This window comes from Pelagimonas sp., from assembly GCF_058892305.1.
Map to the genome: position 1 here is coordinate 59,462 of NZ_JBZXVN010000004.1, position 26,198 is coordinate 85,659.

18 protein-coding genes are annotated in these 26,198 nt (G+C 54.0%); 15 read left to right on the plus strand and 3 right to left on the minus strand.

The window, feature by feature from the left end; all coding sequences use genetic code 11:
• Positions 1-12: 12 nt before the first annotated feature.
• From AC5EFR_RS01580 to AC5EFR_RS01600, 5 genes are read left to right on the plus strand one after another with little or no spacing between them, the layout of a single operon-like run.
• Entirely contained in the window at positions 13-1,209 is a 1,197-nt protein-coding gene (locus tag AC5EFR_RS01580; protein WP_493574219.1) for an acyl-CoA dehydrogenase family protein, read from the plus strand.
• A complete protein-coding gene (locus tag AC5EFR_RS01585) occupies positions 1,206-2,249 on the plus strand; it encodes an acyl-CoA dehydrogenase family protein (RefSeq protein WP_493574220.1) in 1,044 nt (347 codons plus the stop codon). The genes AC5EFR_RS01580 and AC5EFR_RS01585 overlap by 4 nt, the downstream gene beginning before the upstream one ends.
• The gene (locus AC5EFR_RS01590; RefSeq protein ID WP_493574221.1) at positions 2,246-3,013 is read left to right on the plus strand and encodes an oxepin-CoA hydrolase, alternative type; all 768 of its coding nucleotides are present in this window, start codon (positions 2,246-2,248) and stop codon (positions 3,011-3,013) included. The genes AC5EFR_RS01585 and AC5EFR_RS01590 overlap by 4 nt, the downstream gene beginning before the upstream one ends.
• Positions 3,010-4,005, plus strand: a complete 996-nt coding sequence (locus AC5EFR_RS01595) for an NAD(P)H-dependent flavin oxidoreductase (RefSeq protein ID WP_493574222.1) — start codon at positions 3,010-3,012, stop codon at positions 4,003-4,005. The genes AC5EFR_RS01590 and AC5EFR_RS01595 overlap by 4 nt, the downstream gene beginning before the upstream one ends.
• Positions 4,002-5,486 carry a class I adenylate-forming enzyme family protein gene (locus AC5EFR_RS01600; protein WP_493574223.1) on the plus strand — a complete coding sequence of 495 codons (1,485 nt, stop codon included), beginning with the start codon at positions 4,002-4,004 and terminating at the stop codon, positions 5,484-5,486. Before AC5EFR_RS01595 ends, AC5EFR_RS01600 begins: the two co-directional genes overlap by 4 nt.
• Here the strand turns inward: AC5EFR_RS01600 and AC5EFR_RS01605 are convergent.
• Both AC5EFR_RS01605 and AC5EFR_RS01610 read right to left on the minus strand, forming a co-directional pair.
• A complete protein-coding gene (locus AC5EFR_RS01605; protein ID WP_493574236.1) occupies positions 5,483-5,896 on the minus strand; it encodes a VOC family protein in 414 nt (137 codons plus the stop codon). The two genes, AC5EFR_RS01600 and AC5EFR_RS01605, sit on opposite strands and share 4 nt — an antisense overlap.
• Before the next feature lie 391 nt (positions 5,897-6,287).
• Positions 6,288-8,447, minus strand: coding sequence for a methyl-accepting chemotaxis protein (locus tag AC5EFR_RS01610; RefSeq protein ID WP_493574224.1), 2,160 nt, complete (start codon positions 8,445-8,447; stop codon positions 6,288-6,290).
• Positions 8,448-8,934: 487 nt separating this feature from the next.
• On the opposite strand from AC5EFR_RS01610, the gene AC5EFR_RS01615 reads away from it, so the two are divergent.
• Complete coding sequence (locus AC5EFR_RS01615; protein ID WP_493574225.1) at positions 8,935-11,913, plus strand: PAS domain-containing protein; 2,979 nt, start codon at positions 8,935-8,937, stop codon at positions 11,911-11,913.
• Positions 11,914-12,285: 372 nt separating this feature from the next.
• Here the strand turns inward: AC5EFR_RS01615 and AC5EFR_RS01620 are convergent, their stop codons facing one another.
• Entirely contained in the window at positions 12,286-13,041 is a 756-nt protein-coding gene (locus tag AC5EFR_RS01620) for a GntR family transcriptional regulator (RefSeq protein ID WP_493574226.1), read from the minus strand.
• 21 nt (positions 13,042-13,062) lie between these two features.
• On the opposite strand from AC5EFR_RS01620, the gene AC5EFR_RS01625 reads away from it, so the two are divergent.
• From AC5EFR_RS01625 to AC5EFR_RS01665, 9 genes are all read left to right on the plus strand, one after another.
• Positions 13,063-14,562, plus strand: coding sequence for an FAD-binding oxidoreductase (locus AC5EFR_RS01625; protein WP_493574227.1), 1,500 nt, complete (start codon positions 13,063-13,065; stop codon positions 14,560-14,562).
• A complete protein-coding gene (locus AC5EFR_RS01630; RefSeq protein ID WP_493574228.1) occupies positions 14,559-15,515 on the plus strand; it encodes an MBL fold metallo-hydrolase in 957 nt (318 codons plus the stop codon). Before AC5EFR_RS01625 ends, AC5EFR_RS01630 begins: the two co-directional genes overlap by 4 nt.
• Before the next feature lie 30 nt (positions 15,516-15,545).
• Entirely contained in the window at positions 15,546-16,493 is a 948-nt protein-coding gene (locus tag AC5EFR_RS01635; protein WP_493574229.1) for a Bug family tripartite tricarboxylate transporter substrate binding protein, read from the plus strand.
• A 57-nt stretch (positions 16,494-16,550) separates the two neighbouring features.
• Positions 16,551-16,979: a tripartite tricarboxylate transporter TctB family protein gene (locus tag AC5EFR_RS01640; protein ID WP_493574230.1), complete on the plus strand. Its 429-nt coding sequence runs from the start codon at positions 16,551-16,553 to the stop codon at positions 16,977-16,979.
• Positions 16,980-16,988: 9 nt separating this feature from the next.
• Positions 16,989-18,542, plus strand: coding sequence for a tripartite tricarboxylate transporter permease (locus tag AC5EFR_RS01645; RefSeq protein ID WP_493574231.1), 1,554 nt, complete (start codon positions 16,989-16,991; stop codon positions 18,540-18,542).
• Positions 18,542-20,215, plus strand: a complete 1,674-nt coding sequence (locus AC5EFR_RS01650; protein ID WP_493574232.1) for a sulfatase-like hydrolase/transferase — start codon at positions 18,542-18,544, stop codon at positions 20,213-20,215. The genes AC5EFR_RS01645 and AC5EFR_RS01650 overlap by 1 nt, the downstream gene beginning before the upstream one ends.
• A gap of 1,520 nt (positions 20,216-21,735) precedes the next feature.
• Entirely contained in the window at positions 21,736-21,903 is a 168-nt protein-coding gene (locus AC5EFR_RS01655) for a hypothetical protein (protein WP_493574233.1), read from the plus strand.
• Positions 21,904-21,937: 34 nt separating this feature from the next.
• Positions 21,938-22,378 carry a hypothetical protein gene (locus tag AC5EFR_RS01660; protein WP_493574234.1) on the plus strand — a complete coding sequence of 147 codons (441 nt, stop codon included), beginning with the start codon at positions 21,938-21,940 and terminating at the stop codon, positions 22,376-22,378.
• Between the two features lies 1 nt (position 22,379).
• Positions 22,380-25,808 (plus strand): Hint domain-containing protein, encoded by a 3,429-nt coding sequence (locus tag AC5EFR_RS01665; protein WP_493574235.1) that lies wholly within the window; start codon positions 22,380-22,382, stop codon positions 25,806-25,808.
• Positions 25,809-26,198: the final 390 nt, after the last annotated feature.

Here is a 26,198-nt window from a genome sequence, read left to right on the forward strand (position 1 = left end):
GAGGAGCGGGAAATGGACCTGAGTTTCACCGCAGAAGATGATGCGTTTCGCGCCGAAGTGCGGGCATTTCTGGCCGACAAACTGCCCAAGGAATTGGCGGATAAAACCCGTTTAAACAAAGGTCTGTCCAAGGAGGATCACGAGTTTTGGCACGCGCAATTGAATGGCCGCGGCTGGCTTGCCCCCAATTGGCCCAAACGCTTTGGCGGCGCGGAATGGGGCGCAGTCCAACGCCATATCTTTGAAGAAGAATGCGCGCTGGCCTTTGCGCCGCGTGTGGTGCCGTTTGGCTTGGCGATGCTAGGGCCGGTTTTGCAAAATTTTGGCTCGGAAGCGCAGAAGAACCATTGGTTGCCGCGCATTCTAAACGGTGAGGATTGGTGGTGTCAGGGGTATAGCGAACCGGGGGCAGGGAGCGACCTTGCGGCCCTGAAAACTCGCGCCATACGGGACGGCGACCACTATGTTGTGACGGGTCAAAAGACCTGGACGACGTTGGGACAACACGCCAACATGATCTTTTGCTTGGTGCGCACCGATCCCGACGCCAAGAAACAAGAGGGCATTTCTTTTCTGTTGATTGATATGGATAGCCCCGGTGTCGAGGTGCGACCGATCACCTTGATTGATGGCGGGGCCGAGGTGAACGAAGTCTGGTTCACCGACGTACGTGTCCCGGTGGAAAACCTTGTTGGTGAAGAAAACAAAGGCTGGACCTACGCCAAATACCTTTTGACGCATGAGCGCACCAACATCGCCGGGGTTGGGTTTAGCCGTGCCGGGTTGGACAACGTGAAACGGATTGCAGCACGGGCGCGTTCTGGTGGTAGGCCATTGATTGAAAACCCACATTTTGCCGCCCGCGTTGCCCAAGTCGAGATCGACTTGATGGCGATGTCGACCACCAATTTGCGAATTATTTCCAAGGCCGCCGCAGGGCAAGCACCGGGTATCGAAAGCTCGCTTTTGAAGATCAAGGGCACGCAAATCCGTCAGGAAATCACCGATCTGGCGCGCCGTGCGGTTGGCCCCCATGCGATGCCGTTTGCCTCGGAAAGCATCGAGGGAAATGCGCCGTTGCCCGATCCGCTGGATGCTGGTGCTGTGTCGGCAAGCTATTTTAACAACCGCAAGCTTTCGATCTTTGGTGGCTCGAACGAAATTCAGCGCGAGATTTATGCGAAACAGATGATGAGGGGCGCGAAATGAACTTTGAGCTGACCGAAGAACGACAAATGCTCCAAGACAGCCTTCGCCGCTATTTGGCCGGGGCGTCCAAAGATCGGTGGAACGGGCTGGCCGAATTGGGTGTGATCGGCGCGCTTTTCTCGGAAGACAATGGCGGCTTTGGCGGCACCGGTTTTGACCTTGCGGTTGTTTTCGAAGAACTGGGGCGGGCCGCTCTGGATGTCGCCATGATCGACAACGCTCTCTTGCCAGGTGTGGTCATGGCTTTGGCCGGTCAGGATGTGGAGCCCTTGGTGTCGGGATCGGAAAAGTCGGTTCTTGCGCATGGCGAAACGGCTGCGCGCTATGATCTAAATTGGGTCGAAACCCGTTTCGAAGGTGGCCTGATCAATGGCGAAAAATCGGTTGTTGTGGGCGCGGATGCCGCCAACACCTTGATCGTGTCGGCCCGTCATTCGGGCCATAGCGATGCCCCAGAGGGCATTGGGCTCTATCTGGTTGAAAAGGATGCACCGGGGCTGCAGCTTCGCAGCTATAAAATTGCTCAGGGGGGCATGGCATCGGATGTGTCTATGACTGATACCCCTTGCAAGCCATTGTTAGAAAACGGGTTTGACGCGCTATGCCAATCAATAGCGGCGGGTACATTGGCGGAAATGGCGCAAGTTCTCGGGGCGATGGATGTCTCGGTTGCGATGACGCAGGACTACCTCATGACGCGCAAACAATTTGGGCGTCCTATCGGGAGTTTTCAGGCCCTTTCCCATCGTTTGGTGGATGTGATGGTTGCGGTAGAACAAGCCCGCTCGATGGTGATTTTGGCTGCTGCGAACCTTGAGGCTAAGGCCCCCGTACGGGATCGGCATATCAGCGCCGCCAAGAACCTTATTGGGCGTTCGGCGCGTTTGGTCGCCGAAGAATGCATCCAAATGCATGGTGGCATCGGGATGACAGAAGAATACGCTTTGGGCCGCTATATCAAACGCATTGTCATGTCTGATCACCGCTTTGGGGACACGGATCATCACTTGGAGCGGTTCATTGCTTTGGGGGCGGCATGAGTGTTCGCCTCGACAAACGCGACACATGTTTGATCATTCACAACACCAACGCTAAACGCGGGGCGATCACGCCCGAGCTCTATGAGAGGCTGCTTGATGCGATTGAGCAATCCAAAGCTCCGGACATTCGGACCCTCATCCTAACCGGTGGCGATTTCTTTTGTGCGGGCGGCGACTTGGGCGTTTTAGCAACGCGCGCGACCCTAGCCCGCCAAGAGCGTCGCGCCAAAGTCGAGGTGTTGCATGGTGTTATTCGCGCTATGGCCGAGTGCCCCGTTCCGATCATCGCGGCGGTCGAGGGCGGCGCGGCAGGGGCCGGGTTGGCTTTGGTTCTGGCCTGTGATCTGGTCGTTGCTTCCAAAGAAAGTCAGTTCACCGCAGCCTATGTCAAAGCCGGTTTGACGCCCGATGGTGGGTTGACCCATAGTTTGTCACGTCTTTTGCCCCGGCAATTGGCCATGCACATGTGTTTGTTAGGCAAGCCGATTAGTGCCGCGCAATTGGCGGATCATGGCGGGATCACCAAGCTTTGCCCCAAAGGCGAGGCATTTAATGATGCCTTGATTTTGGCGGCTGAGTTGGCTGCTGGACCGGCGCAGGCGCAATCTCGTATTCGCGCGCTTTTGGCAAACGCATCAGACACCCCATTGACGGATCAACTCAACCGGGAGGCGGCGTTTATGGTTGAGGCGCAGGGTGGTCCCGAAGCCGCTGAAGGCATTCGCGCCTTTCTTGAAAAACGCAAAGCAGAGTTTTCATCATGACTGTTCTACAAACCGACCTGACGCGCCGTTTCGGACTGCGACTTCCTATTCTGGCGGGTGGGTTAATGTGGCTTGCCGATGCCGATTATGTCGCCGCGGCCGCCCATGCCGGTGGATTGGGGTTTCTGACGGCGGCAAGTTTTCCCGATGATGCTGATTTGCGGGCTGAAATCCAACGCGCGCATAAGCTTTGCCAAGGCAAACCCTTTGGCGTCAATGTCTCCATGCTGCCCAAACTGGTACCTGGTGATAGAACTGAAACCGTTTTTCGCCTTGCCGCCGAAGAAGGTGTTGAGGTCATTGAAACCTCCGGGCGCAATCCTGAACCCTATCTTCCGCTTTTGCGGGGTCTTGGGTTGACGGTGATCCACAAGGTTCCGGCGGTGCGTTATGCGCTCAAAGCTCAATCCGTCGGTGTCGATATGGTGTCCATTGTTGGCGCTGAATGCGGTGGCCATCCGGGTTTGGATATGATCGGTAGTTTTGTGAACGGTGCTATGGCCGGGCGCGATCTGAACATTCCGTTTATACTTGGCGGCGGGGTTGGGCATGGGTCCCAGATTGTCGCAGCCCTGGCAATGGGCGCGTCGGGCGTGGTGATGGGCACGCGGCTTTTGGTTTCCGAGGAACTAAATGCCCATCCCGATTATAAACGCGCCATCGCCGCTGCATCAGAACGCGATACTGTGCTAACAATGGCCAGTGTGCGCAACACGGTGCGGACCTTGGCGAATGAAACGACGCAAGCCGTGGCCAAGATGGAACGGGACAACCCCGATGTCACGATTTCTGAGCTGATGCCGCTTGTCTCTGGCAAGATTGGCCGACAAGCCTATGAAACCGGGGATGTGTCACACGGTCTGCTATCGGCAGGTCATGCCTTGGGGTTGACCAATGCCGTGACGCCAATGGCCGAGATTTTTCATCAGATTGAACACGAAATGCAGCAAGTTCTGGGGCAACTGGATGGTTTGCGTGAGGGGGCCGCATGAGCATGCTTATTCATCATCTTTTGGATCAACGTGTCAAAGAAACACCAACGGTGCGCGCCTTGACCGACACGATCGGACATGATTGGAGTTACCAAGATTTGCACGACCAAGTTGTCAAACTGGCCGAGGAAATGGCCGATTTGGGAGTGCGTGCCGGCGATCGCGTTTTGGTGATAATGGAAAACTGTGCGCCTGTTGTGGCGTCCTTGTTTGCCGCGTCTCGGTTGGGCGCTGCAGTGATCCCATTCAATGCCCGTCAAACGGAGGCTGAGATCACCCGTGTTGTTGACCACGCAAGCCCGGCGTTGGTTTTGTTTACAACATCGGTGTCGCAAAACGCTAAAACCCATGCTGACAAAATGGGAGCGCAGCCGACGGTCGCACTGTCCGGTCATTTACAGGCTTTTGTCTCCAAATCGGACCCAGAGCCGGTGTTGAGTGATGTCGCAACAATCCTCTACACAACCGGCACAACTGGGATGCCTAAGGGGGTGATGCTTACCCATGACAATCTGGTTTTCGGCGGGGGCGTGTCTAGCGGGGTGCGTTGTATCACTCAGGCCGATACGCTTTATGGCGTTTTGCCGATGAGTCATGTGTTTGGCTTGGCATCGGTGGTGATGGCGTCGGTTATGTCTGGGGCGTCAATTCGTATTGAACCGCGGTTTTCCCCGGTCAACCTTTATTCGGCGTTGATGGAGGGCGTGACGTTGTTGTCATCGGTTCCTCAAATGCTGGCGCAGCTGATGCAGTACACCAAAGAGCAGGGGCATGACCGATTGCCGGTCGACACCTTGCGCTATATTTCGTCGGGGGCTGCGCCGCTAGACATTGATTGGAAGCGCAAAGCCGAGGCCTTTTTTGGTCTGCCCTTGCAAAATGGCTATGGCATGACCGAAGCGACGGCGGGCATTTGCCTGACGCGCCATGATACAAGCAACGACGATATTTCGGTGGGCCAACCCTTTCCAGGTGTTGGCGTCAAACTGGACGTCGCGGCCCCGGGTGCCGAGGGAAATATCGGCGAAATTTTGGTGTCCGGCGGCGGCGTGATGAAGGGGTATTTCCGCAACGACCCCGAAACGGCAGCGGCCTTTGCAGAAGCTGGTTGGCTACGAACCGGCGACTTGGGGCGATTTGATGATGATGACAACCTGCATATCATGGGACGTTCAAAAGAGCTGATTATTCATGGGGGCTTCAATGTGTACCCACCTGAGGTCGAAGCGGCCCTGAATGATCATCCGCAAGTCATCCAATGCGCGGTTATCGGTGTGTTGGAAGACGGCGATGAACAGGTCTGTGCCTTTGTTGAGGCGTCAAAGTCAGATTGGCCCACCGAAGCCGATTTGCGCCAGTTTTCGGCCAAAAACCTAGCCGGTTACAAGCGACCTTCACGGATCGTCATTGTCGACAAGCTCCCATCGGCTGCAACCGGAAAAATTTTAAAATCGGCTCTGCCCGCCTTGCTTGACTGCTAGCTGGCGAAGACATCGTTCATGTTGGAAAAACCCTTCATTTCAATGGGATTCCCGCTCGGATCGTAGAAAAACATAGTTGCCTGTTCACCGGGCTCCCCAGCAAACCGGAGCGTTGGGGGAATGACAAAATCCAGCCCCTCTGAGGTTAGCCTATCCGCTAGGGATTTCCATTCTGACATGTGTAAAACCACTCCTAAATGTGGCATGGGCACCTTGTGAACGCCAACGACCCCAGTTGGCTTGCTGTCAAAGGGCTGCCCAAGATGCAGCGATATTTGATGACCAAAAAAGTTGAAATCGACCCAGCTTTCTGTTGACCGTCCCTCATCGCAGCCCAAGACGCCACCATAAAACGCCCGAGCCTCGTCGAGGTTGGTCACGTTGAAAGCAAGGTGAAATGGTGTCAGCATTTTAAAGTTCCCTAAAAGGTCGTGTGCAGTCGGACAATACGACGCGCGCAAGTAGAGCGCTCCCTATATTTTTGAGAGCAGAGAGAAAAAGCGAAGTATTCCGGTTAGCAGGGCATCGGAAACCTACCCAACAAGAGACGTCTATCATGCGCGTGAATAGATGCCGTAAGTCTTTGAAAAAGTTGATATCGTGTCTTCCGTTAACGTCCATTGGGCGAACTAAAAAGGTCCAGTCGCAGTTTTACCCTCGATAGGCAATGGTGCTGAAAAGTGGACCAGAAGCTTTCGAAAGAAAGGAGCGATTGGAAAGCTGTAAGTCACGCATCGGGATTGGTCTTGTTCATTGGAGGTTACTAAATAACGACCTCCAACCGACCAAGGTGGACTGAACCTAACTCGCTTTCTTTAAGGTAGCTACGCTTTGATCAACTTCAACGGACCCATCGACAACAAACTGCGCACCCGTCGCAATCAAGCTATCGGTTAGTTCGTTTAGTGACTGAATTGACGCCGCAGTCTCTTCAAACATTGAAACGTTTTGCTGTGTTACACCTTCGAGTTCTGAGACTGAATTATTGACTTGTTCGAGCCTAGAGGCTTGATTTTGTGTAGAGTTCGCAACACTCTCGATTGCAGTATCTAAATCCTGAACATATCCTGAAATGCTCTTGATTGATGCCCCGGCTTGGGCAATGCGCCCCGCCCCGTCTTCAATTTCGATCTCGCTGGCACTAATCAAATCATTGATTTCTTGAACAGCATCCGACGCGCGGTGTGCCAAAGCTAGAACTTCGGCCGCGACAACTGCAAACCCGCGACCACTGTCTCCGGCACGCGCGGCTTCTACGCCGGCATTCAAAGCTAAAAGATTGGTTTGAAATGCGATTTCCTCAATAAGTTCAGTTACTTTTGATATTTTCTTTGAGGTTTCCACAATCTTATCCATGGCTGACACAGCTTCCTCAACGACTGAAGAGCCATTTTGCGCAAGTCCATTGGCGGCCTCAGCAGTACTGCGGGCCTCCGCGACCTTGCTACTGATTTCCTGAACCGATGTTGTCAGTTGCGACAGGGTTTCAGCGCTGGTTTCCAGACTATTCGATTGGGTTTCCGTGCGCTTAGCCAAATCGGATGTCGCCGAAGAAATATTGGCTGTGTAGTCGGAGATTTCTGTTGAACTGAGAAGGACATCACGAACGGATGCGGCAATTGCGACCATGGCTTCATTTAAAGACATTTGAAGCCGCCCAAATGCTCCATCGAATTCGCCATCCATTCGCCGGCTGAGGTCACCGCACGCTAAGGCATGGCTTACCTCGATTACTGACTCCAATCCAGTTTCTATGGTTTCAAGAAGTTGGTCCAGATGTGCCGCTGCACCGGCCAGCGTCTCATCTGAATAAGGATGAGCGATTCGCTGACTGAAATCGCCCGCGCTTGCGTTGGCAGCCAACACCGCGATGCGATTCTGAAAATCGTCGCGTTCATGTTGCAGAGCGGCGGCCTTAGCATCTGTTTGAGCTTGTTTTGACACAACGCCACGGCGCAAAACCTCCCGTGTTCCAATAGCTGTTGCCAAACTGAGAATGACAACGATAGCCCCAATCAGTCCGAGCAACGTTTGGGAGGTGCGCAGGTCCTTGGTCATTTTGGAAGAAATTGCGCGCCCTTCCATAGCAACAGCGGCATCAAGGGTTCGCAGCCCTACCAAGGCGGGCCCATCTGAAATCTTGACCTTTGCGTCGATTTCGCTAGCGGATTTACCAGCTGTGATCAGGCTTGAAATGCTGTCCAATGCCTTTGTGTATTCTGAAATCACCAAAGCCAGGTTTTTCAGGGCTTGGCTTTCCTCATCACTCATCTCTAAGGCGCTGAGTTGTGCGATGGTGTTTTGCGCTGCCATCGAAGCTGTACGTGCCTTTTCAATTCGCGGAGTATCTTGGCGCAGTACAAGGTTTTTGAATTGATGAATCATACCGCCGTAGCCTAGATGGTCACGCAGTTCAGCCAGAAGGCTAGATTTAACTTTTTTCCCATCAAGCTCATGTACTTGGGATACTACAAGGGCCTCAATAGCGGCCAGCGCCGGTCCATCGTCAATTTTTACCAGCGCGTCAATTTCTTCAGGAGTGGTGCCCTGTGCGTAAAGGTCTTTGACAGTTAAAAGCGCGTCAACGTAGTTTACAATCGTACGAGAGACCGGTTCCAAATCTGACCGCATGCTGGGCTCTAGATTCATCAAACTCTCCAACGACGAAAGGGCGGCACCCGCATTTTGGTTTGCAGCTCGGTAGTATTTTTCCTCTCCGCGTAGAACGTAGTTTTTGAATGCGTGAATCATTCCCCCATAACCCAGGGCTTGAATGAGTTCGTTTTGAGCAGTGGTACTCGGATCGGCACGTTGTTCAAATTCCCCCATCAATGAAACAGCAGTGCCAGTTCGCTGTACGGTCCAAAGGGACATGGCGGCGACCATCAATGCGGTAAATGTAATTGAAAATACAATTGCCCGGCTAAGTGTGCGCACAGGTAACGAAAAGATGGCTTGCATTAAAAGAGCTCCGAGGATCAGGTTAGTTTCAACACTAGAATTCGCGGTTTCAAATTTCTTGAGTATTCTAACCTCTGATGAGTTAATTTTGACCTTATATTGATCTGAAATGATGGTCCTGACTGAGGCGTTTTACTTTGGTATAATTATAAACCATCAAAAGTTTTAAGGACTTGGTGACTTGACCCAAAGAAGTAGATCAAGGGGAGGTTGATAAAGCCAATGCCACAGCAAAAGCCACAACAGTCATTGAGATCTACGTGTGTTGTTTTTCTTGAAGGCGAGATTGGAAATCAGTTGACCAAAAGAGATCATTCATCTTTGTCCATTCCACAGAAAAGAATAGAATTTGCAGTGGCTTATGGTGTTTAAGTCGACTTTCATAATCCCTTTGTGTGCTACGTTGGCAACTTTGGCTGCGTCCGTCTTTTTCTATAAAGTGCACTTAAGTATCCAAGATGACCGTCTGGCTACCGAGACACGTGTCGTGAGCTCGAACTTCGCGGCCCGGTTGGAAACTCATTTGGCGGCGCGACTGAACGCTGCAGAATTGCTTCGTAGCCATCTCAATGGCCGAGGCGTGTTCGACGTCGACGTATTTCGGACCGAGTCAGACCTTTTCCACCAGCTTTTTGGCGACCTACAAGCTTTAAACTGGGTGGATGCAGAAGGCGTAATTCGAATAGTTACACCTGTTGAGGGCAATGCCGCGGCGTTGGGCCTAGACCTGAAAACTCTGCCTGTTCCTTCGGAAACACTTGCGCGGGCGGATAGAACAGACACTCTCCAAGTCACTCAGCCGATTACTTTGGCCCAAGGCGGTACTGGTTTTGTTGCTTATCTGCCATTGGTCGCACGGGGCCAACGTACAGGGTATCTAAACATTGTTTTTCGTGTGGCACCGTTAATGAGAAACGCAATCAATCAAGACCCGATCGAGAACTTTGGTATTCGTGTGGATGACAGCGGACAAGAGCTTTTTGCCACAGCAGATGTGCTGGTCGACGACGCTGCGACTGATGTGAATGTGATCAAAGTTGGCGGACGAGAGTGGCATGTGTCGGTTGCTCCTCTGCCACGCTACGCGCTCAAGGCCGATACCTATGTTGACGAGCTGATACTGACGCTTGGCGTCGCACTTTCTGTGGTTCTTGGAGGTCTTACTCATCTTTTGATTGAGCGGCAAACCTCTTTGATGCATAGCGAAAAACGGTTCCGGGAATTTGCGTCGGCCAGTTCAGATTGGTTCTGGGAAATGGATCAGGGCAACTACGTTACATGGTGCTCGGAGGGGATCGAAACGTTTTTTGGCGTGGAGCGCAAAGATTTTATTGGTCGAAAACGGGGGGACTTTCGCCAATCAGTTGGGGACGACCAAGAGTGGGTGGGGCATTTTGCGGACCTTGAGGCCCACCGGCCTTTTAAAGATTTCGTCTATGCTATTCGGGTGCATGGTGAACAAAAATGGGTTCGTACGTCTGGCGTGCCAACCTTTGATAGCCAAGGTGTTTTCACGGGGTATCGGGGGGTGGCAACGGATGTGACGGAAACCGTGCGGGCGCGTAGCCAGGTTGAGAAATCCAATCAATTTCTAGCCAGTGCAGTTGAAGGTTTAAACGAGACTTTCAGTCTTTGGGATGCCAATGATAATCTGGTGCTCGGGAATCGTATATTTCGGGAGTTAAACAAGAAAACACCTGAGGTGACTGTTCCGGGAACAAGTTTTGAGAGCTTTTTGCGTGCAAATATTGAACTGGGTTTGATAGCAGGGATTGACGGCAAGGAGGAGGCGTATCTTGCCGACAGCCTGGCGCGTCGTCGGAATTTTCAGAAGGCCTCTTTCGAAGTTGTTCGAGAAGATGGTACTATTTTGCAAATACATGAGCAGCGGCTCGAAAGTGGTGGTCTGGTGACCGTTGGTCAAGACGTGACCAAGCAGCGCCAAAAAGACCTAGCCCTGCAAGAAAGCCAGAAGCGTCTGGCCTTGGCTGTCGAGGCATTGACTATCTGGGATTGGAATTTTGAAACTCAGGACCGTTATTTTTCGCCGGGTTTTGCACGCGGATTGGGGTACACCGACCAAGAGTTTGAGGACCTGACGCGCACTTCACTTGCTCCTATTGTTCATCCGGATGATCGCGACACCTACCGCAATGACGTGCTCTTGCATCTCAAGGACACGGGCATAGGCCTCTCGTCGGAATATAGAATTCGATCAAAGTCTGGGGACTATCGTTGGTTTTTGGCGCGTGGGCAGGCCACTGCCAACGAAGAAGGCCGTGCGATCCGATCAACTGGCATTTTGACGGATATTACGGACCGCATTGATTTGGAAGACCGGCTTCATCAAGCACATAAAATGGAAGCGATTGGCCAACTCACCGGTGGAGTGGCGCATGATTTCAACAATTTACTGGCGGTCATCCTCGGAAATGCCGAGTTGCTGGAAGACATTGTTGATGACAAAGCGGCTGCTCCTCACATCATGTCCATTGTTCGGGCATCTGAGCGGGGGGCGGAACTTACTCAACGTTTGTTGGCGTTTGCGCGGCGACAACCCTTGCGTCCGGTCGCCTTGGATTTGTCCGGATTGATGACGGTTCTGCCCTCTTTGCTCAAACCCGCAATTGGAGAAAGCATTGACCTAAAACTCTCGGTCGAACCTGGAATTTGGTCGGCCTTGGCCGATCCGGGACAGGTCGAGAATGCGCTGCTGAATTTGGCATTGAACGCACGGGATGCCATGCCCACAGGTGGAACGTTGTCAATTTCATGTTCCAATACATCTTTTTCCGGCGCTGCCAAAAACAAGGCATTGTTGATCGACGAGGGTGATTATGTCGTGCTGTCTGTGACAGACACGGGAACAGGCATGTCAAAAGATACGATTGAACATGCGTGCGAACCTTTCTTTACCACAAAAGGTGTCGGCGAAGGCAGTGGTCTTGGGTTGTCAATGGTCCTCGGGTTTGCACAGCAATCTGGTGGTCAGTTCGCCATCACCAGCGAACTTGGGTCTGGAACAACGGTAAATTTGTATTTGCCCCGTTCGGTCGCACGACAAAGCAAAGCCACCGCAACAGAAAACAAGGAGGTCCCCAAAGGACAAGGCGAGACCGTTTTGGTCGTTGAAGACGATCCTGCCTTGCGTGATTTGGCGGTCCAAATGCTCATCAACCTTGGCTATAAACCAGTTGCCGCAGGAGATGCCGCGTCCGGTCATGATGTCTTGGAGCAACATCCTGAAACGTCACTCATTTTATCCGATGTTGTGCTTCCGGGAGGCAAAAGCGGTCCTCAGTTCGTTCATGACGTCGCGCAGACACACCCGGACATCAAAATTGTCTTTATGTCTGGGCACCCGGCTGAGGCGCTGGGCAAGAGTGGGGATACGGCTGTTGGGCGCATTCTTTTGAACAAGCCCTTCAAAGTTTCGGATTTGGCCAAGGCGATAGAAGAGTGCTAAGAAAAATCACCGCGTCGTACCTATCAAGACTCTTTCGCGTATTGAGGCCGGTATGACATTGCAAGGCAGACTGCGGTTCCAAGCTCTTTCGGTGAAAAAGAAGAACGGTTGCTTCGGGAGACAAAGCCTTGAACAACAAGCGCGATCTATTCTTTAGGCGCTGACCTGACGGGCCTAGGATGCAGGTGCTTTTGAAATGGCGCACCAGAAGGGGCGTTGGAACTCACTGGCCAATTTACGTGACGCAGAAACGCTAAATCTCTTTTCAAAGTCTGATGTGTTTTGCTTGCGCTGCGTTGGTGTAAGCCAAACGGATCGGCAGCGACGAATTGCCTGTGTGCCCCCCTTGAGAGGCAGACCTTTGGCCCGCCTTTATTCCGAATTGTCGGGCTGCTCTTCTCTGAAGTGTTCACCAAGGTGGTTGATATGCCGCGTGCATATGGCTTGGGCTTTCTTGGCATCTCTCTGTTCACAAGCTTCCTGCATTTCGACATGCTCTTGCATAGACCGATCCAACTGGATGCCGCTGACAGTAAAGAGATGAGTCCTCAGCGCCATAAGGCGCCCGATGGTTGACTCATAGGCGTCAATCATCGAGCTGTTGCCACTGCTCGCAATGATTGAACGGTGAAACCTTAGATCGCCGAGAGAATAGTCTTTTGTATTCTTGGATAGAACGGCGGTTCGCATCTGATCGATGCCCAATCTCAAGCCGTCTAAAAGACTGGCATGGTTCCGCTCAATCCCGAGCTTGAGTGAAATCGTTTCCAATACGCTGCGATGCTCGCAAAGGTCCAGGATCGTTCGTTCATCGGGTGAAAAGACAAAGGACCCCCGCTTTGGAAAAATTCTGACAAGGCCCTCAATCTGCAGCAGAACCAATGCCTCACGGACGGGCGATCTGCTGACCTGATAGAGATCGGCCAACTTTTGCTCTGACAGCTTTGTCCCAAGCGGAAACGATCCCAGAATGATCGCTTCGCGAATCTTTTCCGCAGTCACTTCGGTCACAGATCTATGCTCAGAGTAAATGTTCATGAGCCCACGAATGAAGATTTTTGCTATTATCCTCAAGTACCAAACTACCATGGTAGAAGTCAATTGACAGGCCGAGTCGAAATGTACCATGGTAGTTTGGGAATCTTGGGTATGATGGGAAAACTTGCGATGTCTGATGTGGATGCTCTCGCCGGAATGACTATTCGATCGTCGGAAGAGCTGTTGGCGCGTCTCGAGGAGATCGTTGGTCCGTCGTATGTCATGCCGGGGGCCGCGGATGCGGCCGCGCCCTATCGTACAGATTGGACGGGCCAGTATTCTGGGACGCCTCTCGCAATTGTTCGCCCTAAAAACACCCACGAAGTCGCAGACATTGTCCGGGCGTGCCACGCTTTCGGCGTATCAATTGTTCCTGTAGGCGGTCGCACCGGACTTTGCGGCGGTGGGGTTTCGGTTGGTGACAGCGAAAGCATCGTTGTCTCGTTGGAATGCATGAACGCGGTTCGCGCATTGGACAAAAGTGCGCGCACGATCACTCTTGATGCGGGTGTCATCCTGCAAACCGCCCAAGAACACGCCCTTGACGCTGGCTTGGTCTTTCCGTTGACTTTTGGGGCCCAAGGCAGCGCCATGATCGGCGGCGCACTATCCACCAACGCGGGTGGCTCTAATGTCGTGAAATATGGAACGACCCGCGAGTTGTGCATTGGGATCGAAGCTGTTCTGCCTGATGGATCGGTGATCAACGCGTTGACGGGGCTGCGTAAGGACAACACAGGATACGACCTAAAAGATTTGCTGATTGGTGCCGAGGGGACGTTGGGCATCATCACGGCGGCGGTTTTCAAACTGTCTGCCTTGCCCCTTACGCGCACGACCGGGTTTCTTTCGCTGGCATCCCTTAAGGATGCGCCAAAGGCGCTAAATGCGTTGCAGGATCGCACTGGTGGTGGCGTAGAGGCCTATGAATATATGCCAGCCGCCGCGGTCGATGTGATTTGCAAGGAATTTCCCGCAACACGTCGTCCGCTAGAGGAGGCTGCCGAAACAGGTCTTTTCTTTGAGGTGGCCTCAAGCCGCAAGGACGATGCCGAAACCGGGGATGACGGAGAGACACGTCTGCAAAACATGGTCTTCGCGGCGCTTGAAGAGTTGATGGAAGAAGAGATCGTCGTGGATGCGATGATTGCGCAGTCGGAACAGCAGCGAATGGATTTGTGGTCCATGCGTGAATCCATTCTTGAGGCCATCACTAAGAATGGCCCAGCTTACCACATGGATATTTCTCTTCCCTTGGCTGCCGTAGCGGACTTCGTTGAAGCGATGGACACCGTCGTATCTGATATGGGGTTTCAGCCCCTTACGGTCGGTCATCTTGGTGATGGAAACCTGCACTATGCTCTTAGCGCAGCCCCCGGTAAGGACTGGGCAGAGTTGCCCCTAAATCGTGCAAAAGAAAAGGCTTTTGCGCTACTGGTGCGCCTGAACGGGTCGTTCTCGGCAGAGCATGGGATCGGGCAAAGCAAGCTCGGCGTGATGCGTGAGCTTAAGCAAGGCAGCCAGTTGGTCGCGATGCGTGCAATCAAACACGCTTTGGACCCGAAAGGCCTGATGAATCCGGGGAAATTTTTACCGAAGGAGGAGATATGACACACTTTTTTGGAAAGGGCATGATTGCGGCGCTCGGTTTGGGCCTTGCTGCTCCTGCACTTGCACAATCACCCTTTGAAGGATGTCCTTCAGATATGATCCTGGGACGGTTCGTCGAGTTTGGACGCACCGGGAAGATGCCTCCGGATCTTGGCCGTTGGCTGGGAACACCCGAAGAGCAGTACATCGCGCCATGGTCGCCATTTGAGAACGTTGACTATGTGGGTATCTGTTGGGTGTCTGCCTGGTTGGTTCACACCGATGAAGGCTCTGTCCTCATAGACACGCTTTATGGCCCCTACACCAAAACGTTGCTTGATGAGATTGCGAAAACGGGCACTGATCTTGCTGACATCAAATACGTTCTGATGACACATGGACATTTCGACCACGCGGCCGGGGCTGCGATGCTCAAGCCGCTCTTGCCAAATGCGACATTTGTCATGACCCAAACCGGTTGGGACGAAGCCGTTGCCTCGGCTGAGGCCTCGCAAGGCGGGCGGCGCGCTTGGAATATGGTTGAGCCGGAAATGGTTGTTGCCGACGGCGATTCGATCACGTTGGGCAATAATACCTTTTCCGTTGTGGAAACGCCGGGTCATACTTGGGGAACTGCGTCATATACCTTTGACGTGATTGATCAGGGACAATCATACCGCGCTGTGACCATTGGTGGTCTTGGCCTCAATGCCATCGAAGGCCCAGAGCAAGTTGAGGCCTTTATCGATAGCCTCGACCGTTTAAGCAGCATGGCACAGGACGAAGACATGGGCATCGATGTCCATTTGACAACCCACGGCTTTTCCAACGGTCTTGAGGAGGACCGTCAGGCTTTGGCCGCACGGGCCGAGGGTGAACCGAACGTTTTGGTCGATCCAGAGGGGCTTTTGTCTCAGATCGCAAGCTTGCGGTCCGGAGCCGTTGAACGGTTGGCCATAGAACAAAACAAGTAAACGAACGACGCGAATTAGGGAGGAAGACAATTGAAATTTACGTCAAAACTGAAGGCGCTCAGCGCGGTAGCACTCATGGCTTTGGGGGCACCAGTTGCCGCTGAGACCTGGGAACCAAGCAAGCCGATCACGATCGAGATCGGCTTCGGGGCAGGGGGATCGACCGATACAATGGGGCGCGTTCTTGCCGAAGTTATCAAAGAACAGACCGGTTGGAATGTGATCGTTGAAAACCGTCCTGGCGGTGGTGGCGTGGCCATGTTTACAGGCCTGTCGCAGCGTCCGGCGGATGACCATACCATTGGGATGGGTGTTGGCATTCCTGTATTGGTTCAGCTGGTTCAACGTGGCGATGAGCTGCCGTTCGACATCGACAGCTTCGACTATCTCGGTACAATCGCCAAGGCAGAGTTGGCGTTGGTTGCCAGTGCCGACGCGCCCTTTGATGATTTGAAGGGCATGATTGCTTACGCAGAAGAGCAGGGCAAAATGCCGGTTGCAACCATGGCGCCTCCGCAGGTTCTTATGATGAATGCCGCAACGCGTGAGACCGGCGTTGACTTCAATCTTGTGACTGCTGATGGCGGTGCCGAAGTTATTCGTCTGATCTTGGGTGGTCAGGTCTTGGCTGGCTTCGCTTCGGGTGAGCATTTCCCATATCTTGAATCCGGCGACATGAAAGTTATCGCCAGTGCCAATCAGTCTCGTCTGACTTATGCACCGGAAACGTTGACATTCATCGAGTCCGGCGTGGACGCCTTTGTCGATGCTGTGTTCTTCCTTGCTATGAAGGACGGCTCTAGTGCTGAGGCAACGGCGGCTATCTCAGCCGCGATTGAAAGCGCGGTTCAGTCCCCGGAAGTTGCTGAGATTGTGCAGAATGCCGTACAGGGCGCGCCAATCAATATGGGCCCCGATGGAGCGCATAAGATGATGGTTGATGGCCTCGAAAACGCCAAACGACTGTTCTCTAACTAGACATCAGTGCCCCGTCGCAGGTTGCGGCGGGGCATTTACGAAAGGGAGGGGAACCAGATGCACACAACAACTGACCGCCTGACAGGAGCGTTCTTTCTGCTCTTTGGTCTGGCGATGTTTTTCTTTGTAATTCCTGAGTACGTGGAAAACGTCGATCGGGGCAATCTATCGCCCAAGACGATGCCCAATGTAACATCTTGGATCATTGCAGTTTGCGGTGGCCTGTTGGTCCTTCGGCCAACGACGCACCAGGCACCAGATGCTCGCTTTTTCTTTAAAGCCGGGACCTACGTGGCCCTTTTGGGCGTAGCGATCTATGCCATGACCCTCGTTGGGTTCATGTATGTTGCCCCATTTCTTGCGCTAATCTTGATGATCCTAATCGGCGAACGCCGCCCGCTGTGGTTGGGGCTAGGAGTCGTTGTTATTCCTGCCGCGATTTGGGTTCTTGTTACACAGCTATTGGAGCGGGCCCTGCCCGGATAGGACACCGCTATGGTTGACTTCTCAATAATTTTGGCAGGCTTTGGGGATGTTTTTACACCCATAAATCTGCTCTTTGTCGTGTTCGGCGTTGTGCTCGGGCAATTCGTTGGGGCCGTGCCCGGCATTGGTCCGGTTATGGCCATGGCCATCGCCATTCCCTTTACATTCGGGCTCGACCCTTTGCCGGCCATTGCCTTTCTTGTTGGCGTCAACAAGGGCGGGCTTGTCGGCGGCGCCGTGCCAGCGGTCTTGATGAATACGCCGGGCACGCCGGATGCCGCGGCGACCGCCATGGACGGCTATCCTCTTGCGCAGCAAGGAAAGCCTCTAAAGGCGACCAAAATGGCGCTTTTCTCATCCGTCACTGGCGATACATTTAGCGACATCGTCCTGATCACGGTCTCCGCGCCGTTGGCGATCCTTGCGCTCAAAATGGGGCCGGTCGAGATCGTCGCCCTGATGATTTTTGCATTTTCGATCATTTCAGGCCTGATGGGCGAGTCCTTGATCAAAGGGGTTATTGCGGCCGCACTTGGGCTGATGTTTTCCTTTGTTGGTACCGACCCGGAACATTTCACCCCGCGCTTGATTTTCGGCTATTGGGATTTATTCGACGGGCTTGCTTTGCCATCGGTGGCCATCGGGATGTTGGCCATATCAGAGATCTTGCGACGTATGTCCGACCGCCATAACACCGTCGGGCAAGGCTTTTTGCCACCGGACAGTGGCAATCCAGAGGATCGCCGCGTGTCGTGGGCAGAGTATTGGTCTTGTCGCTACACCATGTTGCGTGGCGCAACGATTGGAACGATCCTTGGCGCGTTGCCGGGCATCGGATCAACGGCTGCCGCGTTTATGTCTTATGCGATGACGAAAACCTCCTCAAAAGATCCAGATAGCTTTGGCAAAGGCAATATACAGGGCATTGCTGCAACGGAATCCGCCAACTCTGCAGTGGTCGGCGCGAACCTCATTCCTTTGCTGACGCTCGGCATCCCCGGAAGCGTCACCGCGGCGCTCATCATTAGTGCATTCATGATCCACGGGATGCAGCCCGGCCCGCTTTTGTTCCAGAACCAAGGCCGTTTGGTCTATGGTCTTTTCGGAGCAATGATCATGGCTAACTTTGTCAACCTATGGGTTGGACAAGCGGGGCTGCGTCTATGGGTCAAAGTTGTCTCCGCGCCAGAAGCGGTGATCTTCTCATCGGCACTTTTGCTCTGCTTTGTTGGCGTTTCGATGGCGACGAATGGTCTCTTTGGCGTGACTGTGATGCTAATCTTTGCGGTCTTCGGGTTGCTGATGCATAGCTTTGGCTATTCGATGGTGATCTTTATCATTGCATTCTTCCTTGGGCCGCAGTTCGAGAAGTCGCTGTCACAGGCAATTGCCTTGTTGGACGGAAATCTTTTGAACATCTACACAAGCCCTGTCGCTGTAGCGCTTTTGCTCTTGTCTGGGTTGTCGGTTTTCTGGTTCCTTTCAAAGCGTACAAATGCCGTTGCCGATACAACCAACCTTGGTGTGCCGGATGGTGAAACACTGGATCAGAAAAACCCGTAATGGCAAATCCCAAGAACATTCTGTTCATCATGTTCGACCAGCTGCGCTGGGACTATCTAAGCTGCTATGGTCATCCGCATCTTCACACGCCCCATATCGACAGGTTGGCGGCGCGTGGGGTGCGGTTTGACCGGGCCTATATCCAGTCGCCCCTTTGTGGGCCGTCGCGGATGTCGACCTACACGGGGCGCTATGTGCACAGCCATGGCGCGTCTTGGAACAACGTGCCCCTAAAGGTCGGAGAGCGCACGATGGGGGACCATCTGCGCAATCTGGGTATGGAGTGTTGGCTTGTTGGCAAAACCCATATGAAAGCCGACGCCGAAGGCATGGCGCGGCTGGGTCTTGAACCGGACAGCGTGATTGGCGCGCGTGTGTCGGAATGCGGCTTTGACGTTTTCGAACGTGATGATGGGATGCGTCCAGAAGGGCCGGATGGGTTCTATGATGATGGTGGTGCGCTCAAGTATAACGACTACCTGCGCGACAAGGGCTATGGGGGGGACAACCCGTGGCACGACTATGCCAACTCCGCCAACGATGGTGCCGGGAATGTTCTGTCGGGTTGGTTCATGGAGAACAGTGACAAGCCGGCCAATATTATCGAAGACGATAGTGAAACCCCCTATCTGACCCGCCGTGGTATGGAGTTCATCGAAAGCCGTGGCGATGCGCCGTGGTGCTGTCACCTATCCTATATCAAACCCCATTGGCCCTATATCGTCCCTGCGCCCTATCACGATATGTATGGGCCCGAACATTATCTGCCTGTGGTGCGTAGCGACGAAGAACGTAAGACAAGCCACCCTGTTTTTGGTGGAATGATGAAAGCGCCCGTTGGGCAGGCGTTCTCTCAGGATCACGTTCGCGACAAGGTTTTGGGCGCTTATATGGGCCTGATCAAGCAATGCGACGACCAGATGGGCGTGTTGTTTGATTGGCTCGAAAGCACCGGTCGGATGGACGACACAATGATCGTTGTGACCTCGGATCACGGAGATTATCTGGGCGATCACTGGCTTGGTGAAAAGACGTTCTGTCATGACACCTCGGTTCGAGTTCCGATGATCGTTTATGATCCCTCACCCAAAGCCGACGCGACCCGTGGCACCTCATCCGATGCGCTGGTGCAATTGATCGACCTTGCGCCGACCTTCGTCGAAGTGGCGGGTGGCGATATGGCGGACCTTGATCATGTGCTCGAAGGGGCGTCTTTGCTGCCGCTGCTGCACGGGCAGGACCAAGGGCGCGACCACGCCTTTTGTGAATATGATTATTCGATGACGCCTCTGGCCAAGCGTCTTGATCTGGACACCGCCGAGGCGCGATTATTTATGGTCACCGAAGGGCGTTACAAGCTGATCGAATTCGGCGGGGATATCCGACCTATCTTGTTCGACCTGCAAGATGACCCGGATGAACTAATCGACCTGGGCGAAAGTGTAGACCATCAAGAAGACCTCGCGCGCCTATCCGCAGTGCTGGATACTTGGGCACGCCGCCCCGCGCAGCGTACCACGATCACCAATGAAGCCCTGCGTGAAACCCGGAGCAAACGCAGCACCAAAGGCGTGATTTTGGGGGCCTACGGAGAGGGCGACGCCGATGCCGACCTCACAGAAAAATATCGCAACCGCAAGGCACCTCCGATTCAGGAAAACGAACGCAGCTAGGGGCGCGCAAGCGTGTTGTGCGCCCAACTTGATCGGTGTTGCTAGGCATCTGAAAGTCAGTCGTCTCGCGTTTTGAAAACGCAGAACCGGAAAGGTGACCGCCTTTTGTTCAATGGGGTGCAAGGCGATCTGGGCACCAGAGAAATCTAGCACTTCCGAACGGCATGCTTTTGCTATCGTGTTGAGCGTCATTTCTCCGGGAAAGAGGCCTTGGTGCAGAGTGTCGTTCGCAAAGAGCGTTTCATTCCGCCAAAAGACCATGCCCTGAGAAGACCATGCCCTGAGAAGACCTAGTTAAAATAGGTGAACTGCCGCACAGCTTGTGCCACGCAGTTTCCCGCACGTCGGGAGAGCGATTCCGCGGGTACCAAGAGAGAGTTGCCGAAAAAGTCTCAATGGCGTCATGTCGGCAACCAACAGCAAGTACCAAGTGGATAGTGTCACCAACGCCTAACAGGTTGCGGTTGGTGGCCGAACAGCTGGTAGTTTCGCTAATCCTTGTGGTGTTGAAGAGATCAAAACTCGTTGCCAAGTCTGCCACCGATACTGTGCAAGAGTTACATTGTTCAAAAAGGCGGGGCACCTTACCAATGCGGCCTTGCGTGAGATTCCAAGAAAAGGCAGTGCCAATGACATGATTTTGGTGCTGATGGTGAGGGCGATGCGGAGGTCGACCACTCCGAACTATCGCAGCCGCAAGGTGCCGTTGCTCCGACCAAGCAAGCATGCTGTGGAGCAGACATTGATGTGTCGGCTTCGAGCCCAGAGTTACCGATGCTGCGATATGCACCAAGGTCAGAAAATACAAACAAAGCGGTCATTCAAAGTTAGCAATGATGTCTGTCCAGTGATGGATTGGACAGGTTAAGGTTTGAATTCAATGGCGTCGTTTGCACTACGTGTGCAACTTGAAATCGCCTTACGGCGCGCTCCGCCGGGCGTTCTGTGGTCCGACGAATTCGATCCATTTGCCGCTGGTCTGAGAGTGGAAAATTCACATTCCCCAAGCCCCTAAGCAGGCGGGCTGGATTTTTCGGAGATGTGGTGAGAAAGGCTGGCTCGTCTGGCCTGCTGCAAAGGGCGGCAAGATCAGCTGAACCGCCTCACATGTGTCGATGCGGCTGAAAGGCATAGGCTGACATGTGCAACAAAACCCCCTGCGTGCGCTAAACAAATACAGAAACTTGAGCGCTGTTGAGTTTCATGTTGTTGCCCTGATCCGGTATTGGATCGGCTATCAAAAGATCACATGCCTCGAAGAGTTCCTCCGCTGGCGTTGCGCTGCTCCAGCAGTGTGACAGGTCACGTTCTGGTTCAATAAGTGGGCATGATTGGACGGGCGCAGATTCGCGACTTCAGCAAAATTTAATCTGCCATAGCTATACCGCGAATCTGTCCAATTCATGCCTGGGTCTGCCTGTAAACAACAAAATGCAGATACGAGAACCGCTTGAATTTGATCAATGCTGCGAAGCCATTTGGCTTTGCCGAACGATCACTCGACTTGAAAGTGCACATCGATGCCAACGTATGAATTAACCAGTGACAATAGGAACATCCCGCCGTTCTTGGCCTCCTACGTTGATGACTTGAGCAGCGTTGGGATTGATCACTTCATCAAGCCTGAGGACATTGCAGGCCCGGTGGGCGGCACCGGCGGCCTTGGCACCACACTGGATGGTGAATGAGTTGCCTAATATTGACGTCCAAATAGAAGGTCGAATGTTTAACGCGTTCGCTGTCGCGCCTGATCCAACAAGCGATATGAACACGCACGGGTTACCCACCGGTGTAAGCAATGCCAACTCTTTGAAAAGTGATGACCTGACTGGCACACCCAAAGAGGGTTTGACAGTCACCGGCTTTGTCCACGTCGACATATCAAAGGTCGATCGCGTCCGGGTTGGTGAGCGGTGGAGCGTCACAGAAAATATCGATCAGGTCGACGGAACCGACCGCCGGATCTTTGGTACACCCTTTCCCGGCGGTCGGCCTGACGTCTCGCAAGTCGTATTTGGAAACTCCGATCGTCACGCTTTAACGGGTTTAAACCCTATCGGCGATAAGACTGCCTTATGCCGCGCTGTGACGGCTGCGACCGCTTGCTCGAACACTCAACCGAATGCAACAGCGCTCTTCGCCATTTTGAAAAGGCTGCTCTGACATGGCCACCACATTCGACGTCATCTTTTTGGGAAACATCGCGGACCTTGATCCAACGGAAGGCAATGGTATCGCGGAAAATGCCGCGGACATTGTTGGCGATACCTTTGGGTCAAGCGGGGATCCGCTGCACACCCATATTCAAACCTTTGCACCGGGGTCTACCGGCTTCACAGGTGGCGGCACTCCGACTGATTATGACACCGACAACAATCTCTATGATGATCGCTTCACCATCGATGGCGGCGGCGACCAGACTATGGACGGGGCAATGGTCTATACTGCGACCATTACCTATATCGATGGCAGCACGGCGGTGGTTTCCGCAGTTTTGTTCCAAGACACCTCCGGCAATCTATATCTCGCGCCCGAGCTAAGCGACAATGCGGATCAAGCCGCCTACGAAGCAAAAGCGATCGAAAGCCTCACGCTCGACGCTGTGATCACCGACGCAACCACTTTGACTGGTGACCGAGCTAACGCGGACTTTGTCACCTTGGTCGATGGTACGTCCGGCGACGATGTCATGAGCGGCGGCTACACCGATTCAGATGGGGACCAGATCGGCCCAGGAAATGATGCCATCAGTGGTTATGGCGGCAATGACACCATTTTGGGCGGTGAAGGCAACGACACGATATACGGTGGAGATGGCGATGACCTGCTGCGGCCCGGCGACGGGTCCGATGACCTTTTCGGCGGCGCGGGCAACGATACGCTCGAGTTGTCGGACAACGACTTTCTGGATGGTGGCGACGACACCGATGTGCTCGATGCCACTTTCGGCAATTTTGGCGAGTCGATCGTCTTTAATGCCGACAACAGCGGTAGCGTCCTCAACGGCAACAATTCCACATTCCAGAACATCGAGGTCTTCAACTCGGACGGCGGCTCGGACACCTATGACGCCACGGCGGCGACGGGCGATCTGAACATTTCCACGGGCGCCGATGATGACACCATCCTTGGCGGTTCAGGCAATGATACGCTGAGCGGTGGCGATGGCAGCGACTCTGTCGCCGGTGGCGATGGCAGCGACACTGTCACCGGCGGCGCGGGCAATGACGTCATCTATGGCGATGATGGAACCAGCCCCTCTGCGAATGGCTCGGAGGGCGCCATTGGCCCCGGTTCAACCGGTGGCAGTTACGATCGTGTCAGTGGACAATCCGTAAGTAATGGCAGTCATGACTTTTCCACGGACGCAGTCTTCCTTGGCAATGATATCCCTATTCTGGACGGGGCTGACCGCAACGCAATTGATCAACAGACGTTCTCGATAGATGGCGTTGGAACAGATCGCACGTTCGACCCGCAGGAGGTTTCGTTTACGGGTGGGGCACGCTCGGCCGTTGGTACGGTCACTGTGGAGCGTACGGCTATTGGTGGTGACCAAATATCTTCGGACGGCACTAATTTTCTAGATATCATCTCCGTAAACAGTGGCGATATCAAAGTCACGATGAATGACGGCACAGTGTTCAACACCATCGAAGTGACCTTTGCGCAAGATGCGGATGGCAACACTTTTATGTTCCCAAGCGACGGTCAGTCTCCGGGCGCTTTCAACGCTTTTCGCAATTTGTTGGCGACAAACGACAGCGGTATCGAGAGCTTCGAGATCAATAGCATTGGGGACACCCAAAACGGCATCTTTGTGATTGACGGGAACTGGGCCGACAACCAGTTTCCTGTCGAAGAAGATGGCCCCGGTGGCGATGATACGCTGAGTGGCGGTGACGGCGCTGACACGATCCACGGTGAAGGTGGCAACGACAGCATCGATGGTGGCGCGGACGCCGATTCAATCACCGGTGGCGGCGACAATGACACCCTTGATGGTGGCACCGGCAACGACACGATTGACGCGGGCTTTGGCAGCGACAGCATTCTGCTCGGCGACGGCTATTCTGGCGACAGCATCACCGGCGGCGAAGACGGCGACGGTACGGATATCGACGTTTTGGACGCGTCTGGCGTGACCAACGACGGTGTGGATGTCTTTCTAAGCGGCAATGAAGCGGGCTCGGTCACCTCAACGGAAGGCACCGCCAACTTCGTTGAGATCGAAAGCTTTGTGCTGACCGATCAGGCAGACAGTTTTGCCGGCAATTTCGCAACAGAAGATGTGACAGTCGATGCGGGCGGGGGCGATGACACGCTCACGGGCGGCAACGCAAACAACACCCTGATCGGCGGCACCGGCGACGACATTTTCAACGTGGGCTATGGCGTTGATGATATCGAAGGCGGGACCGGGACAGACACGCTTTCGATTGATGAGGCCGATGATGCGATCAACCTGACTTTTGACGGTGACGGTCAGGGCTTTTTCAACGACGACGACGGCGACAGCGGCACTTTCATCGAGATCGAGGCCATTGAAGGCTCGGCCGGTAACGATACGATCAACGCCGCGGCAGACACCCAAGGCGTCAGCCTGTCGGGCATGGCCGGAAATGATACTCTGACGGGTGGTTCGGGCAACGATACAATCGACGGCGGTACGGGCGCCGACAGAATGACAGGTGGCGACGGCGCGGATGTCTTTGTCACCGATGGCGGCGCGGATACGATCACTGATTTTGATGGCACAACAGGCATCGGCGATGGCGACAGCTCGAACAACGACTTCGTCGATCTGACCGATTTCTACAACCAGGCCACTCTCGACATCTGGAACGCAGCCAACCCCGGCGACACCTATGCCACCCTGCTTAACTGGATGCGCGCCGATCAGGCGGACGGCACCTTAGGTGAAGCGGGCAATCTGGTGATCCAGAGGGATGGCTTATCTGTCGATCCATCCGAGCTGAGCGCGGAGAATACCGGCGTTGTCTGTTTTTCGGGCGGCACGTTGATCCGGGTGCCCGGTGGCGAAGTGCCCGTTGAATATTTGCGACGCGGTGATCTGGTCCAGACGCGCGACAACGGTGTAAAGCCGATCCTGTGGATCGGGCGGAAAGTGCTTGATCAGGCGGCACTTTCAGCCGCGCCGAACTTGCGTCCGGTGCGCCTTGGAGCAGGCCACTTTGGCCTCACACGTGACTTGATCGTTTCGCCGCAGCACGGCGTTCTGTTGCGCGCCCCGGACAGCGGTGGCGCGCAACACCTTTGGCGGGCGCGCCACTTGGCCGACATGGCCGGCGGCGGCGCCCGCGTCATGAAAGGCTGCAAACGCATCGTCTATTACCATATGCTGTTTGACCAACATGAGCTGGTGTTTTCCAACGGTCTCATCAGTGAAAGCCTTTATCCCGGGCCCATATCCTATCAAAGCCTGAGCAGTGCGGCGCAAGCCGAACTCACGACGCTGTTTCCCGACTTGCCCCATAAGCCCACGGAGGCCGCATATGGTCCCAGCGTCCGTGCATATTCCCGCCGAAAAGCCTTGCCCGGCCACCTGAATTCCCTGCAGCCAGCACCGTGAGCGATGACGACGTGCCGGGTGACGATCAGGCAGATCGTCAAAGATAAAGCTTAGACGTGTTACGGAACTGAACTGATAACGAAAGCGATCTATAAACGGCCCAGAACCAGACAACCGCAACCGCATCATCTAGTCTTCCCGTAGGGGGCAGGACAAGCGAGGTTGGATACAAACGAGGATCTGCTGCCTACCGCACGAACGTCCAGCTCTGGTAAGGCTCTGACCCAAAAACTGAAAAACCTATGGGGGAGTGGACAGACTTTCCAGCTTAGTGAAGATTGTAGCCGCAGGAGGTATGCAATCCAAGTGGAAGGTCCGCAAAGCGTACGAAAGCAGCCTTTGGCACAAACGCAGCGAACTCACGATTCGTCCGCTCAACGGACAGGGCTG